Raw genomic sequence first — 13,986 nt, forward strand, 5'->3', positions numbered from 1 at the left:
GGTATCTGTTATTGGGCCAGCAAATGACCCACCAGCTCATGACGCCACCCTTGCAGCAACATGGGCTTGTCGCTGCGGGCGCGCTCTTCATCGCTCATGCGCCAGCTCCAGGTGAAGTACTGGTGAATGATCTTCTTGCTCGCCACCAGTTCAGGCGGAATATTGCAGGCCTTGGCCTTCTCTTCCACCATCCCCTTGATGCGCTTGAGTTCAGCCTTGTACTGGGGATAATCCACCAGTCGGCGGATCGGCTCGGGCCAGCTATCCGGCTCGCTGCGCTGGGCCTGGGCCACTATGTCCAGCATCCGCTTGCCATGGATCTTGATTTCGATGGGGGCCAGACCCAATTCGTTGAGGTCGCGCAGGGAGGCCGGACGACGCTCAGCCACCTTGAACAGGTGCAGCTCCTTGACCACGAAGTTGAGGGCCAGATCCCGGCGAACCGCTTCCTGCTGACGCCAGGCAGCCAGTTCGCGCAGTATGGCCAGTTCGCGGCGCCCCAGTTGCCAGGCGTTGATAATGTCGAGATAGGCTTGATAGGGATCGCTGCCCTGGGTCTTGCGAGCCGAGTGGTTCTGGCACTCCTGCTCGAACCAGGCGAATTTGCCGCTTTCGTGCAGTTTGGCCATCACCTTCTCGTAGAGGGGCATCAGGTAGAGCACATCGGCGGCTGCGTATTCGAGTTGACGTTCGGTGAGCGGGCGAGCGAGCCAGTCGGTACGCGCCTGATCCTTGACCAGTTCCACCCCGAGAAACTCCTTGGCCAGCGCACCAAAACCCACAGAGACACCATAGCCCAGGAAGGCCGTTGCCAGCTGGGTGTCGTGCATCTGATTGGGCAGGTGACCGGCTTCATGCTGGATCAGCTCAAGGTCTTCGCCGGAGGCGTGCAGTATGGCGATCTGCCCTGCCCGACCGAGCCGTTGCCAAAGGGGGGCGAGATCCAGGGTGAGTGGATCCAGCAACGCCAGATGCTCACCATCATAGATCTGGAACAGGCCCAGCTGGGGGTAATAGGTGCGGGTGCGAACGAATTCAGTATCGATGGCCAGGGGAACATCGGCCAGGGAGGCGAGATACTGCTCCAGTTCGGCTTGCTGAGTGATAAGTTGATAGTGCATCGTTGCCTGCGCGTTGATCAGGGCCAAAAGAAAAAACCGTGGATTGACCCACGGTTTTGCATGACAGCGGCGGATCGCCCGTTATTGCTTGGCAATTTCCTCGTCGCGCAGCACGCGCCGCAGGATCTTGCCCACATTGGTCTTGGGAAGTTCGTCGCGAAATTCTACCAGTTTCGGCACCTTATAGGCAGTCAGATGTGTGCGGCAGTGGGCAATTATCTCGTCCTCCTGCAACTTTGCATCTTTCTTGACCACGAAGATCTTCACCAGCTCGCCAGATACCTTGTGTGGCACACCGACCGCGGCCACTTCCAGCACCTTGGGATGGAGCGCCACCACGTCCTCGATCTCGTTCGGATAGACGTTGAAACCCGAGACCAGGATCATGTCCTTCTTGCGATCAACAATCTTGAAAAAACCCTGCTCGTCGCACACGGCGATATCACCGGTACAGAGCCAACCATCCTGCATCACCTCGGCGGTAGCTTCCGGTCGCTGCCAGTAACCTACCATCACTTGCGGGCCGCGCACCTGCATCTCGCCCGGCTTGCCGAGCTCGGTGATCACCTGACCTGCGTCATCCACCAACCGGATATCGGTAGAGCAGACCGGCAGACCGATGGAGCCGTTGTAATCGAGCAGATCGTAGGGGCAGACGCTCACCAGAGGGGAGCACTCGGTCAGCCCATAACCTTCCAGCAGCGGGGTATCGGTCAGCCCCTTCCACTGTTCGGCAACCGCCCGTTGCACCGCCATACCACCCCCTATGGTCAACTTGAGCTTGCTGAAATCCATCGACTGGAACTCGCCGTTGTTGACCAGGGCATTGAACAGAGTGTTGACCCCTGTGATGCAGGTGAAGGGGTATTTTCTGATCTCTTTGACAAAGCCCGGTATGTCGCGCGGGTTGCTGATAAGCAGGTTGTACCCGCCCATGCGCATGAACAGCAGACAGTTCACCGTCAGGGCGAAGACGTGGTAGAGCGGCAGCGCTGTGACCACAAACTCCTTGCCACGCTCCAGCATGGGGCCGTAGACACCAAGGCACTGCTCGACGTTGGCAATCATGTTGCGGTGGGTCAGCATGGCGCCCTTGGAGAGACCCGTGGTGCCACCTGTGTACTGCAGGAAAGCGAGATCGTCGTTGGTGATCTCGGGCTTGATGTACTGCAGGTAGCGACCCTTGGCGAGGGCCTGGCGCATAGTGCTGGCGTGGGGCAGGTTGTATTTTGGCACCAGCTTCTTGACATATTTCACCACGAAGTTGACGAGTGTGCCCTTGGCCAGCCCCAGGTTGTCACCCATGCGGGTCAGGATGACATGCTTGATCGGGGTGTCGTAGACCACTTTTTCCAATGTATGGGCAAAGTTGGAGACGATGACGATGGCCTTGGCGCCGGAGTCCTTGAGCTGATGTTCCAGCTCACGGGGGGTATAGAGGGGGTTGACGTTTACCACTATCATGCCGGCGCGCAGTATGCCGAACACGGCAATGGGATATTGCAGCAGATTCGGCATCATGACCGCTACCCGATCCCCCTGACTGAGCTTGAGGTCATTTTGCAGGTAGGCGGCAAAGGCGCGGGACTGCTCTTCCAGCCGGCGGTAGGTGATGGTCTGCCCCATGTTGACGAAGGCAGGTTGATCGGCAAACTGGGTTACCGACTCTTCAAACATCTCGACCAGGGAGCTGTATTGGTCTGGATTGATCTCGGCGGGGACCCCTTCCGGATAACGCTTCAGCCAGACTTTTTCCACGAACTTCTCCTGCATAACTAGCACCTGTGCGCTCACTGTGTTGCCTCCGTCCCTGTTCACATCCATTTCAATTGGTTGTTTTAAGCTCATGCTCTAATGCCGCACATACTTACATAGGGCAACATCAATTAACAGCAAATTAACAACAGAAAATGTGAGGAGGAAGACAAACCTGGAATGATTCAAAGCCGGTGATTCTAACGAATTTGACAAAATTTTTCGATACAAACGGCGGTATCGGCCGAATTTTCCATATGAAAGTGGTGGTTTCCCGCCAAAACGACCCTTTCTATCCGCTCGAATGCACCATGACGCAGCTGCCACTGCGCCAGCAGACTGACAAAGCCCTGCTCACCCCGGATAAAGAGCACAGGACAACGGATGGCACGGATCAGCGCCTGGGCCTGACCTTCGCTCATGCGCATCGGCGAGAGATCCCGCAGGCGGGGATCGCTGCGCCAATACCAGCGCCCTGCCCGTTCAACCAGCTGCCGTTCGCAGATAAGGCGGGAGGCCGATGGGGCTATATCCGCCACCTTGCAACGAGCCATTACCGCTTCGTCGATGGAGGCGAAACCATTGGGGGCTCGCTCGCGAGTGCGGCTGCGATTCAAGATCGCTTTACGCAGTTGCTCCGGCACTGTGTCATCGGGCTGGGTCAGTGGTCCTAGCCCCTCCAGCATGATAAGTCGCTCAACCTGCTCGGGAAAGACACCGGCATAAGCAGAAGCGATCAGGGCACCGAGGGAGTGACCGAGCAGGATAAAACGGGACCAGCCGGTGGCCTGAGTGATCTGGTAGAGATCATCGAGCCAGTCGACAAAAACATAAGGGCTAGCCTTGTGATCTGAATGACCATGACCCGGCAGATCGACACAGACCAGATGAAAATCTGCCAGATAGGGTGCCAGAGGCAGAAAACTGGCGCCGTTGTCGAGCCAGCCGTGCAGCGCGATCAGCAGCGGCTTGCCCTGCTGATCAGGGGCCGGTTGTTCGTTCTCAAGCAAGGCCACCCGCCGACCATCGGCCAGGGTGACCATGTTCTCCTGCATGGTGACAGTCATGAGCAACCTTAGCGGCGCAGCGGCCGTCTCGGCCAGAAGGGATCATAGAAGGGGTCGTAGAAGTCAGGGTCCATGTAGCGGATCTCCACCTCCTTCACCGGCGGCCACAGCTTGCTGGAGTTGGCATTGAGCACGGAGAAGCGATATTTGTGCTCGCCAATCTGGCTGTCTACCGGTTTGTCTATGGTACCCAGCACCGTCAGGCTGCGTCCCTTGGCGTAGAGGGTCGGATCGACAAATCCCTTCATGATGGCCAGAAATCGGCCCGGGCTCTGCTCGGTCTGCTCCGGCACGCCGTTGGACTTGAGCGGCAGATAGACTACCTCGACGACGCTCTGATCCGCCTTGTTGTGTACCGCAGAAATGACCCCGCTCCAGCGGGCAGGCTTGCCTTCCTGACCAACCAAGCCGGGCTGATAAGCCACCAGCTGGTTTGCCGGCTCATACGCCAGCTCCTTGGGTACCGAGCTGCATGCACCGAGCAGCAAGCCGGCCAACCCTATCACCATCGCACGCTTGATCATGTCACTCTCCTTTTTGGGATACAGATACCGGGCGCGTTACCAGCTCTGTTGGTATGCAGCAAGAGCACCATCCATGCCACGGCTCTTCGCCGTTATTCGCGGCCCGGCAGTTTTTTCCAGGTCACCTTGTCTCGCAAATAGACAGGCGTGGCCTGCTCCACCGGCACCGCCTCCCCCGCCAGCCAGGCGGCGCGTGCCAGCGGCAGCATGTCAACCGCGGCCGGGAAGCGCACCTGGCTCACCACCAGCTCTGCAGCAAGATCAGCAAGGGCTTCGCCATAAGTTTCAAAACCTGTGCCAACGCGGCTCCAGCTGCCAGTCAGCTTGCCGTGTGCCAGCGTACGGTCAGCCACCAGAGTGACCGGATCGCTCACCACTTCGTCACCTACCAGTTGCATGCGGCCATCCTTCAGCTCGTACTGACCGAAGTAAACCTCCCCCATGCGCGCATCGATGGCGGTCAACACCCCCTCGGCCCCCTCCAGCCGGTGAGCCCCCTGCGCCATGGCAGCCAGTGTGGAGATGCCGATGAGCGGCACGCCAACGCCGAACGCCAGCCCCTGAGCCACACTGATCCCGATCCGCACGCCGGTAAAAGAACCCGGGCCACGGCCGAAGGCGATGGCATCAAGCTCGCCCAGGGTTATCCCGGCATCGTCCAACACAGCCTGAACCATGGGCAAAATTTTACGGGTGTGATCCCGAGGCGCCTCTTCCCAGCGGGAGAACAGCGTGTCACCCACCAGCAAGGCGGCAGAGCAGGCTTCGGTGGCGGTATCAACGGCCAGGATCTTCAACTCGTTCATGCTTTCCAATCTCTATAACATCAGTCAATTACATAACCGGCAAGTCCAGGACGAACTCACTGGCTGTTCAAATCAGTGTATTTTTTCAGCGCAATCCGTGCAGGGCAGGCTGAAGAGGGCGCACCGGCAGGCTCACTCACAGCGATCGAAGAAGTTACCCAGCGTCCCCAACGCCCGCGTACGGGGAATGGCAGGCAAACTCTTGATAAAAGTGGCGCCGTAGGGTTTATTGACCATGCGTGGATCACAGATGACCAGCACGCCGTGATCACTGCGATCACGAATGAGCCGCCCGACCCCCTGTTTCAAGGCAATCACCGCCTTGGGCAGCTGTATATCGGCGAAGGGATCGCCCCCTTTGAGCTTGCAGTCATCGACCCGCGCCTTGAGCAACGGGTCGTCGGGGCTGGCAAACGGCAGCTTGTCGATGATAACACACGACAACGCAGCCCCCCGCACGTCTATCCCTTCCCAGAAACTGCTGGTGGCCACCAGCACAGCGCGGCCATTCTCCACAAACTCCTTGAGCAGTCGCTGCTTGTTATCCTCCCCCTGCAGCAAGACGGTGCGGCCAATTTCACGGCGCAGCACCTCGGCCACCTGACGCATCACCTGATGACTGGTGCAAAGGAAAAAACAGCCCCCCGGCGTCTTGTTGATAAGGGGGATCATCAACTGGGCCAGCTGTTCACCCCGCCCGAAGGCATTGGGCTCGGGCAGAAAACGGGGCACGCACAGCCGCGCCTGCTCGGCGTAGTCAAACGGGCTGTCGAGAATAAGTTCGGCGCTGCCGGCCAGTCCCAGCTCGGCTTTGAAGTGATCGAAGCGCATATCCACCGTCAGGGTGGCAGAGGTAAAGATCCAGGCCACCTCGGGCCGCAGCACCTCGGCGCCAAACCGCTCGGCCACCGACAGCGGGGTGATATTGAGGGAAAAATGAAGCCGCGAGCAGTCATACCAGTAGGAGAAACCGGTCTGGTTGATGGCCAGCACCTCCCCCAAACGGGTGCGCAGTTCGCAGATCCGCTCGAAGGCATGATCCAGCTGCTCACCACGCCCCAGCGCCAGTTTAAGCACCTCGTAACAGAGCCCGAGGGCATCATTGAGGCGGGCCAGCGCCTGGGCCCAGAGCGGATGGCGCAACATGTCGCGGGTATTGCCACGCCCGCCATCCACCCCGAAGGCGAGACGCAAGTCCTGACTGGCGATGGAAAGCCGGTCCGCCGCCTTGCCAAGCTGCCCCATATCGTGCGCCTCGGCCCGATAGGCCAGCTGGATATCCTGCGCCAGATCCTGGATGGTGCGACTGCCCACCGACTTGCCGAAGTAGTTGGTGGCGATCTCCGGCAGCTGGTGCGCCTCATCGAACACATAAACTTGGGCTTCGGGCACCAGCTCGCCAAACCCCGTGTCTTTCACCGCCATATCGGCGAAGAAGAGGTGATGATTGATCACCACCACCTGGGCATCCATGGCGCGGCGACGGGCCACCACCAGATGGCAGTCGTCGTAATAGGGACAATCTCGGCCGAGGCAGTTGTCGTTGGTGCTGGTGACGTGGGCGAGGATCTCGGCGTTCTCCTGCAATCCCGGAATATCCCCCACATCGCCATTGTCGGTGGCGGTAGACCAGGATTTGACCTTCACCAGATCATTGAGGATGTCGGGTTTTTGCAGATGGGATTCGCTCAAGAACCGGTTCATCCGCTCTATGCACAGATAGTTGCTGCGCCCCTTGAGCAGGGCCACAGGCGGGGTGTAGGAGAGCGCCTCTGTGATGGTCGGGAGATCCCGGTAGAAGAGTTGCTCTTGCAGGTTCTTGGATCCGGTGCTGATCACCACCCGCTTGCCGGATTCCAGCGCAGGCACCAGATAGGCGTAGGTCTTGCCGGTGCCCGTGCCCGCCTCCACCAGCAGGCGGCCACCCCCCTTGATGGCGCTGGAGACCGCCTCGGCCATGGCAAGCTGCGGGGCGCGGGCAACAAAGCCGTCGATGTGGCTGGCCAGAGGGCCATCTGGCTTGAACAGGGTCTGGATGGTCAAAGGGGCGTCCCGCTGCAAAAGCGGGCATTATGCCAAAAGCGTGGCGAAAGCGGGACTGATAATGCGTTCAGACGAAGAGATCGATCTGATGGTCGGGGTCCGGCTTGTGATCATCCTCTTCAACCTTTGGCTGATCACGCTTGGCATTGGGATAGGCTTGCTGGCGTTGCTGGGATTCGCCGTTGTCCGTACTGGTCTTGCGCAACTGGTGTTTCTTGCTGATCTGGGTCACTTCCCGCTTGATGTCGTCAGGATTCGGGGCTGCAGGCGCTCTGGGCAAAATGGGGAATAACAGGTCCTGGCTTGGCATGATCTCGACTCCTCTGGGGCATCTTGTCTAGTTATCGACCAGAAAACCGTTTTCTTCACTTTAATCGATGAAATCACAATTTCGGGTTGCTTTTTCTGTCAAGGAAGGTAGTTTAAATCGGGCGTCAATTACGACATCTTCTTTGTAAAGGATTGATTACATGAAGTTCACCCTGCTGAAGACTCATCACCACCATCATCATCCCGACTAGTCTTTCAGGAGGTTGACTGCTGGAAGACACTTAACTGGTGACTTCCAAAAGGACCGCAAGATTCATAAACCCTCGGAAGCACATACTTCCGAGGGTTTTTTCGTTTTTGACTAGAAGGAAATCGAGCAAATGGAAACACAACGCCTGCGTATCGCCATGCAAAAGTCCGGTCGTCTGAGCCAGGACTCCCAAGCCCTGTTCAAGAGCTGCGGCCTCAAGATAAACCTGCGGGAGCAGCGCCTCATTGCCCATGTGGAAAACATGCCCATCGACATATTGCGGGTGCGTGATGACGACATCCCCGGTCTGGTGATGGAAGGGGTGGTCGACCTTGGCATCATAGGCGAGAACGTGCTGGAAGAAGCGCAGCTCATTCGCGCCTCCCAGGGGCTGCCTGCGCAAGTGAAAACCCTCAAGCAGCTCGATTTCGGGGGTTGCCGCCTCTCGCTGGCAGTACCGGACGATGTCGCCTACACAGGGCCCGAAAGTCTGGCAGGCAAACGCATCGCCACCTCTTACCCGGGTCTGCTCAAACGCTTCTTCGATGAGAAGGGACTCAATTTCAAGAGCGTCATGCTGGGCGGCTCGGTGGAAGTGGCACCGCGCGCGGGTCTGGCCGATGCCATCTGCGATCTGGTCTCCACCGGTGCCACACTGGAAGCCAATGGTCTCAAAGAGGTGGAGGTGATCTACCGCTCCAAGGCGGTGTTGGTGCAGGCACCCAACCCCTTGAATGAGGCCAAACAGAAGCTCATCGACAAGTTGCTGCCCCGCATCCAGGGGATGCAGCAGGCCCGCGAGAGCAAGTACATCATGCTGCACGCCCCGAAAGACAAGCTCGATGCCATCACGGATCTGCTGCCGGGCGCCGAGCGCCCCACCATAATGCAGCTGGCCGGTGACACCAATCAGGTGGCCCTGCACGTGGTATCCAGCGAGACCCTGTTCTGGGAGACCATGGAGCAGCTCAAGGCCCTGGGTGCCAGCTCCATTCTGGTGCTGCCCATCGAAAAAATGATGGAATAAGGAAGGGACATCATGCAGACCCTGATCTGGAAAACCCTCTCCCCTGCCCAGCAGGCCGATGTGCTGACCCGCCCTGCCCTCAATGACGAGGCCGATATCGGCGCAGTGGTCAAAGAGATCATCGCAGCGGTGCGCAGCCGTGGCGACGAGGCCCTGCGCGAGCTGAGCCTGCGCTTCGAGCGCGCCCCCCGTGAACAACTGCGGGTCAGCGAGACCGAAATCGAGGCCGCCTGCGGGCGTCTGGATGACGACATCAAAGACGCCATCAAGGCTGCCATTGCCAATATTCACACCTTCCATGCGGCGCAAGCACAACCCGTGGTGCGGGTAGAGACCCAACCCGGCGTGGTGTGCGAACTGCGCAGCCAGCCCATCAGCCGGGTCGGTCTGTATGTGCCTGGGGGCAGCGCGCCGCTCCCCTCCACCGTCATGATGCTGGCCATTCCGGCACGCCTGGCCGGTTGCCGTGAAGTGGTGCTCTGCACCCCGTCTCCTGCCAGCGACGAGATACTGTTTGCCGCCCGCGCCTGCGGGGTCGAGAAGGTATTCGCCATCGGCGGTGCTCAGGCAATCGCCGCCATGGCTTATGGCACAGAGAGCATTCCCAAGGTGGACAAGATCTTCGGCCCGGGCAACGCCTACGTGACCGAGGCCAAGGGGCAGGTTTCCCGCGACTGGCGCGGTGCCGCCATCGATATGCCCGCCGGCCCCTCCGAGGTGCTGGTGATTGCCGACGAGAGCGCCAATCCCGCCTTCGTGGCGGCAGATTTACTTTCTCAGGCCGAGCACGGCCCCGACAGCCAGGTAGTGCTGGTCACCACATCGCCGCTGCTGGCCGATGCCATTGCGGGCGAGATCAAGCGCCAGTTGGCCCAACTCAGCCGCCGCGAGATCGCCGCCAAGGCGCTAGGTTCAAGCCTGGTGATCCTCTGTGACACGCTGGATGAGGCCTGCGCCATCTCCAATGCCTACGCCCCGGAGCACCTGATCGTGCAGACCCAATCGCCCCGCGAGCTGCTGGACCAGCTCGAGAACGCCGGTTCCATCTTTCTGGGCCAATGGACGCCCGAGTCGGTGGGGGATTATGCCAGCGGCACCAACCACACCCTCCCCACTTACGGCTATGCCCGTACTTGCTCGAGCCTGGGGCTGGCCGATTACCAGCGCCGCTACACTGTGCAGGAACTCAGCGTCGAGGGCATCCAGGGGCTCGGCCCCATAGTCCAGCGCATCGCACAGGCCGAGGGGCTCGATGGACACAAAAATGCCGTGACGCTGAGATTGAATGCACTGCAAAAGGAGCGGACATGAATAACACCGCACCAAGGGGGCTCGATGCCCCCATCAATAACGCCGTCACCCTCAGGTTGAACGCCTTAGCCATTGAGTCACAGCAAAACGCACAGCAGAAGGATTTGTCATGAGCATCGCCAATCTGGCACGCCGCGTGGTGCGGGCCCTCACCCCCTATCAATCCGCTCGCCGCATCGGCGGCAAGGGCCATGTCTGGCTCAACGCCAACGAGGCGCCGCAGGCCTATCCCTTCACCATTGAGGGAAATCGTCTCAACCGCTATCCCGAGTGCCAACCGGCCGAGGTAGTCAACGGCTACGCCGCCTATGCGGGGGTCAACCCCGACCAGGTGCTGGTCAGCCGTGGCGCCGACGAGGCCATCGAACTTCTGATCCGCACCTTCTGCGAAGCGGGGGAAGATCAGATCCTCATCTGCCCGCCTACCTACGGCATGTACGCCATCAGTGCCGAGACCTGTGGCGTGGGCATAGTCGAACAGCCGCTTACCGCCTGTCGTCAGCCGGACTGGCCCGCCATCGCTGACCGCCTGTCTGATGTGAAGCTGGTGTTCCTCTGCTCCCCCAACAACCCCACAGGGGATCTGGTGGGCCGAGACGGCCTTATCGCCCTGCTGGAGAAAGCACGCAATCGCGCCATTATCGTGGTGGACGAGGCCTACATCGAATTTTGCCCCAAGGCGTCCGTGGTGGACTTGCTGGCCCGCTTCCCCAATCTGGTGGTGACTCGTACCCTCTCCAAGGCCTTTGCCCTGGCCGGGATCCGCTGCGGCTTTACGCTGGCAAGCCCTGAGGTCATCTCCATGCTGGCCAAGGTGATCGCCCCCTATCCCATCCCGGATCCCATCGCCCAGATAGCGGCGCAGGCGCTCTCCCCCATGGGGCTGGAGCTGATGCAGGAGCGGGTCGCCGAGCTCAACAAGCAGAAGGCGCTTATCAAGACAGCACTGACAGCGCTGCCTTGTGTGAGAGAAGTATTCGAGGACAAGGGCAACTTCATACTGGTGCGCTTCGTTGACAGCACCGCCGTGTTTGCCGCCATGAAAGCTGCCGGCATCATATTGCGGGATTTCTCCACCAAACCGGGCCTTGAGAACAGCATTCGCATTACCATCGGCTATCAGAACGAAATGGACGCCGTGCTTGCAGTCCTGCGTGATCAGCCCGTCAGTTTATAAGGATGTAATTTATGAAGACCCCGTTTTTGTTTATCGACCGCGACGGCACCCTGATCGAGGAGCCGGTGACCGACAAGCAGGTGGACAGCCTCGCCAAGCTGCGCTTCGAGCCCATGGTGATACCAGTACTGCGCGAGCTGCAGGCTGCCGGTTACGTGCTGGTGATGGTGACCAACCAGGATGGACTGGGCACCGCCAGCCTGCCGCTGGAGAACTTCCAGCCCCCTCACGACCTGATGATGCATCTCTTTGAATCCCAAGGGATCAGCTGGGAGCAGGTGCTGATCTGCCCGCACTTCCCCACTGACGGCTGCAGCTGCCGCAAACCCCACCTCGGGCTGGTGAAGGAGTATCTCGCCTCGGGTCGCATCGACTTTGCCAACTCCTTCGTGATTGGCGATCGCCAGACCGATCTGCAGCTTGCCGAGAACATGGGCATTGGTGGCATTCGCTACCACCCGCAGGATCACAACTGGCTCACCATTCGTGATCAGCTGCTATCCAAGGGGCGCGTGGCCGAAGTGGAGCGCTACACCAAGGAGACCCGCATCAAGGTAGCCGTTGATTTGGACCCTTCTGCCACAAACAAGAGTGGCGGCAACCAGATCGCCACCGGCATCGGCTTTTTTGATCACATGCTGGATCAGATAGCGACCCACGCAGGTTTCAGGCTCAAGCTGAACGTCAGCGGTGATCTGCACATCGACGATCACCACACGGTGGAAGATGTGGGACTGGCGCTGGGTCAGGCCATGCGCCAGGCCCTTGGCAACAAGCGCGGCATAGGCCGTTTCGGCTTCGTGCTGGCGATGGACGAGGTGCAGGCCGTGATCGACGCACGTCCCCTCACCGAGCAGGAAGTGAGTACGGCTCTGGATCTCAGCGGTCGCCCCTACTTCGTGTTTGACTGCCCGAGCGGCTTTGGCCGCGACAGCGTGGGCGAAATGGCAACCGAAATGGTGCCCCACTTCTTCCGCTCCTTGTCGGATGCCATGGCCATCACATTGCAGATGAAGGTGGGCAGCGGCAACACCCACCACCAGGTGGAAGCACTGTTCAAGGGCTTTGGCCGCGCCCTGCGTCAGGCCATCCGGGTGGAAGGGAGCGAGCTCCCCTCCAGCAAAGGGGTATTGTGATGGATATGAGCAAACAGAAGCGGGTCATTATCGGCACAGCCGTGATGGTGAAAATCTCGCCAATCGACATAGGTAAGGCACGATGAACAATCAGAAACTGGTCATCATCGACACCGGCTGCGCGAATCTGGCCTCGGTCAGAATGGCGTTTGAGCGCCTCGGCGTGCAACCGCTGGTTTCCAGCAAGGCGGCCGATATCGAGCAGGCTGACAAGCTGATCCTGCCCGGCGTCGGCACGGCGGTGGCCGCCATGAAGAACCTCAACGAACGGGGGCTTGTGCCCCTTATTCGCGCCGCCAAACAGCCGCTGCTGGGCTTTTGCCTCGGCATGCAGATGCTGGCGGAAGCCTCCGAAGAGAGCATGATGACTGATGGCAGTGAAGGCCAGCTCATCGACTGCCTTGGCATAGTGCCTGGCAGGATCCGGCTGATGGATGTGGGCAATTTGCGCCTGCCCCACATGGGCTGGAACCAGATTGAGCACGACGGAACGCACCCGCTGCTGAGCGGCATTCCAAGCGGCAGCTACTTCTACTTCGTCCACTCCTACGCTTTGGAGGTGACGAAGGCGACACTCGCCACCTGCGATTATGGCCAGCCCTTTACCGCCATCGTGAGCCGGGACAACTTCTTTGGCGCCCAATTCCACCCGGAGCGCTCAGGCACAGCCGGTGCCCGTTTACTGAAAAACTTTCTGGAGCTGTAACAAGGATGATTATTCCCGCCATCGATTTGATAAATGGTCAGGTCGTACGTCTCTATCAGGGGGACTATGACCAGAAGACCGAATACAGCAGCAGCCCCCAGGCCCGCTTTGATGAATATGTCTCCCAGGGCGCTGTGCAGCTGCATCTGGTGGATCTGGACGGCGCCAAGGATGCAAAGGCCCGCCAGTTGCCCCTGCTGACCCAGCTGCTGTCGGCTACTGAAGCGCCTGTGCAGGTCGGTGGCGGCGTACGCACCGAGCAGGATGTGGCAGACCTCTTGGCCGCCGGTGCCAGCCGGGTGGTGATCGGTTCCACTGCCGTCAAATCGCCGGATCTGGTGGCAAGCTGGATGGAGAAATATGGCCCCGAGCAGATAGTGCTGGCGCTGGACGTCAATATCGATGCCCAGGGCAATCGCCATATCGCGGTGGCAGGCTGGCAGGAGAACAGCGGCGTGACCATAGAGGCGCTGATCGAGCGTTTCCTCCCTGCCGGCCTCAAGCATGTGCTCTGCACCGACATCAGCCGCGACGGCACCCTTTCCGGCACCAACGTCGAGCTCTATCGGGATCTCTGTGCCCGCTACCCGAGTGTGGGCTTCCAGGCCTCGGGCGGTATTGGTGGCATCGCGGATATAGAGGCGCTCAAGGGCACAGGGGTCAAGGGGATCATCCTTGGTCGCGCCCTGCTGGAGGGCAAGTTCTCGGTGGGCGATGCCATCGCCTGCTGGGCCAATGGCACGCCAGGCTGACGGCCTGGCCAGCAGGCATGACAGAACAGAGGTTGGACAAA

At 59.7% G+C, this 13,986-nt stretch carries 13 protein-coding genes and 1 other annotated feature; of the genes, 6 read left to right on the plus strand and 7 right to left on the minus strand.

Translation table 11 applies throughout. From position 1 onward, the window contains the following. Window positions 1-8 precede the first annotated feature (8 nt). The 7 genes from rnd to GWQ31_RS09780 form a co-directional block, all read right to left on the minus strand. Window positions 9-1,121, minus strand: a complete 1,113-nt coding sequence (gene rnd / locus GWQ31_RS09750; protein WP_219593854.1) for a ribonuclease D — start codon at window positions 1,119-1,121, stop codon at window positions 9-11. An 81-nt stretch (window positions 1,122-1,202) separates the two neighbouring features. Then, window positions 1,203-2,879 carry a long-chain-fatty-acid--CoA ligase FadD gene (gene fadD, locus GWQ31_RS09755; RefSeq protein WP_271788280.1) on the minus strand — a complete coding sequence of 559 codons (1,677 nt, stop codon included), beginning with the start codon at window positions 2,877-2,879 and terminating at the stop codon, window positions 1,203-1,205. A gap of 197 nt (window positions 2,880-3,076) precedes the next feature. After that, window positions 3,077-3,943, minus strand: a complete 867-nt coding sequence (locus GWQ31_RS09760; protein ID WP_275909232.1) for an alpha/beta hydrolase — start codon at window positions 3,941-3,943, stop codon at window positions 3,077-3,079. Window positions 3,944-3,951: 8 nt separating this feature from the next. Then, on the minus strand, window positions 3,952-4,467 hold the full coding sequence (locus tag GWQ31_RS09765; protein ID WP_275909233.1) for a Slp family lipoprotein: 516 nt from the start codon (window positions 4,465-4,467) through the stop codon (window positions 3,952-3,954). A 92-nt stretch (window positions 4,468-4,559) separates the two neighbouring features. After that, the gene (gene tsaB / locus GWQ31_RS09770) at window positions 4,560-5,273 is read right to left on the minus strand and encodes a tRNA (adenosine(37)-N6)-threonylcarbamoyltransferase complex dimerization subunit type 1 TsaB (protein WP_275909234.1); all 714 of its coding nucleotides are present in this window, start codon (window positions 5,271-5,273) and stop codon (window positions 4,560-4,562) included. 132 nt (window positions 5,274-5,405) lie between these two features. Further along, window positions 5,406-7,316, minus strand: coding sequence for an ATP-dependent DNA helicase (locus GWQ31_RS09775; RefSeq protein WP_275909235.1), 1,911 nt, complete (start codon window positions 7,314-7,316; stop codon window positions 5,406-5,408). Window positions 7,317-7,383: 67 nt separating this feature from the next. Next, window positions 7,384-7,626: a hypothetical protein gene (locus tag GWQ31_RS09780; RefSeq protein ID WP_021139335.1), complete on the minus strand. Its 243-nt coding sequence runs from the start codon at window positions 7,624-7,626 to the stop codon at window positions 7,384-7,386. A gap of 186 nt (window positions 7,627-7,812) precedes the next feature. Beyond that, window positions 7,813-7,937: a sequence feature (His leader region), on the plus strand. A gap of 29 nt (window positions 7,938-7,966) precedes the next feature. Between GWQ31_RS09780 and hisG the strand changes: the two genes are divergently transcribed. The 6 genes from hisG to hisA all read left to right on the plus strand — a co-directional run bounded on the left by hisG (window position 7,967) and on the right by hisA (window position 13,945). Beyond that, window positions 7,967-8,863: an ATP phosphoribosyltransferase gene (gene hisG / locus GWQ31_RS09785; RefSeq protein ID WP_005311391.1), complete on the plus strand. Its 897-nt coding sequence runs from the start codon at window positions 7,967-7,969 to the stop codon at window positions 8,861-8,863. A gap of 12 nt (window positions 8,864-8,875) precedes the next feature. After that, a complete protein-coding gene (hisD, locus tag GWQ31_RS09790) occupies window positions 8,876-10,174 on the plus strand; it encodes a histidinol dehydrogenase (protein ID WP_275909236.1) in 1,299 nt (432 codons plus the stop codon). A gap of 109 nt (window positions 10,175-10,283) precedes the next feature. Then, window positions 10,284-11,351: a histidinol-phosphate transaminase gene (gene hisC / locus GWQ31_RS09795; protein WP_265422035.1), complete on the plus strand. Its 1,068-nt coding sequence runs from the start codon at window positions 10,284-10,286 to the stop codon at window positions 11,349-11,351. A gap of 11 nt (window positions 11,352-11,362) precedes the next feature. After that, window positions 11,363-12,487, plus strand: a complete 1,125-nt coding sequence (hisB, locus tag GWQ31_RS09800; RefSeq protein ID WP_275909237.1) for a bifunctional histidinol-phosphatase/imidazoleglycerol-phosphate dehydratase HisB — start codon at window positions 11,363-11,365, stop codon at window positions 12,485-12,487. Window positions 12,488-12,569: 82 nt separating this feature from the next. Further along, window positions 12,570-13,193 carry an imidazole glycerol phosphate synthase subunit HisH gene (gene hisH, locus GWQ31_RS09805; protein ID WP_275909238.1) on the plus strand — a complete coding sequence of 208 codons (624 nt, stop codon included), beginning with the start codon at window positions 12,570-12,572 and terminating at the stop codon, window positions 13,191-13,193. 5 nt (window positions 13,194-13,198) lie between these two features. Continuing rightward, entirely contained in the window at window positions 13,199-13,945 is a 747-nt protein-coding gene (hisA, locus tag GWQ31_RS09810) for a 1-(5-phosphoribosyl)-5-[(5-phosphoribosylamino)methylideneamino]imidazole-4-carboxamide isomerase (protein WP_111587898.1), read from the plus strand. The last annotated feature ends 41 nt before the right edge of the window (window positions 13,946-13,986 follow it).

The organism is Aeromonas sp. 2MA4 (assembly GCF_029237305.1).
Lineage (GTDB): Bacteria > Pseudomonadota > Gammaproteobacteria > Enterobacterales > Aeromonadaceae > Aeromonas > Aeromonas salmonicida.

Coding starts and splice junctions, on each gene's coding strand:
- GWQ31_RS09765 (WP_275909233.1), bottom strand. CDS start 4,467: ATGATCAAGCGTGCGATGGTGATAGGGTTGGCCGGCTTGCTGCTCGGT.
- hisD (WP_275909236.1), top strand. CDS start 8,876: ATGCAGACCCTGATCTGGAAAACCCTCTCCCCTGCCCAGCAGGCCGAT.
- hisG (WP_005311391.1), top strand. CDS start 7,967: ATGGAAACACAACGCCTGCGTATCGCCATGCAAAAGTCCGGTCGTCTG.
- hisC (WP_265422035.1), top strand. CDS start 10,284: ATGAGCATCGCCAATCTGGCACGCCGCGTGGTGCGGGCCCTCACCCCC.
- hisB (WP_275909237.1), top strand. CDS start 11,363: ATGAAGACCCCGTTTTTGTTTATCGACCGCGACGGCACCCTGATCGAG.
- rnd (WP_219593854.1), bottom strand. CDS start 1,121: ATGCACTATCAACTTATCACTCAGCAAGCCGAACTGGAGCAGTATCTC.
- hisH (WP_275909238.1), top strand. CDS start 12,570: ATGAACAATCAGAAACTGGTCATCATCGACACCGGCTGCGCGAATCTG.
- GWQ31_RS09780 (WP_021139335.1), bottom strand. CDS start 7,626: ATGCCAAGCCAGGACCTGTTATTCCCCATTTTGCCCAGAGCGCCTGCA.
- tsaB (WP_275909234.1), bottom strand. CDS start 5,273: ATGAACGAGTTGAAGATCCTGGCCGTTGATACCGCCACCGAAGCCTGC.
- GWQ31_RS09760 (WP_275909232.1), bottom strand. CDS start 3,943: ATGACTGTCACCATGCAGGAGAACATGGTCACCCTGGCCGATGGTCGG.
- hisA (WP_111587898.1), top strand. CDS start 13,199: ATGATTATTCCCGCCATCGATTTGATAAATGGTCAGGTCGTACGTCTC.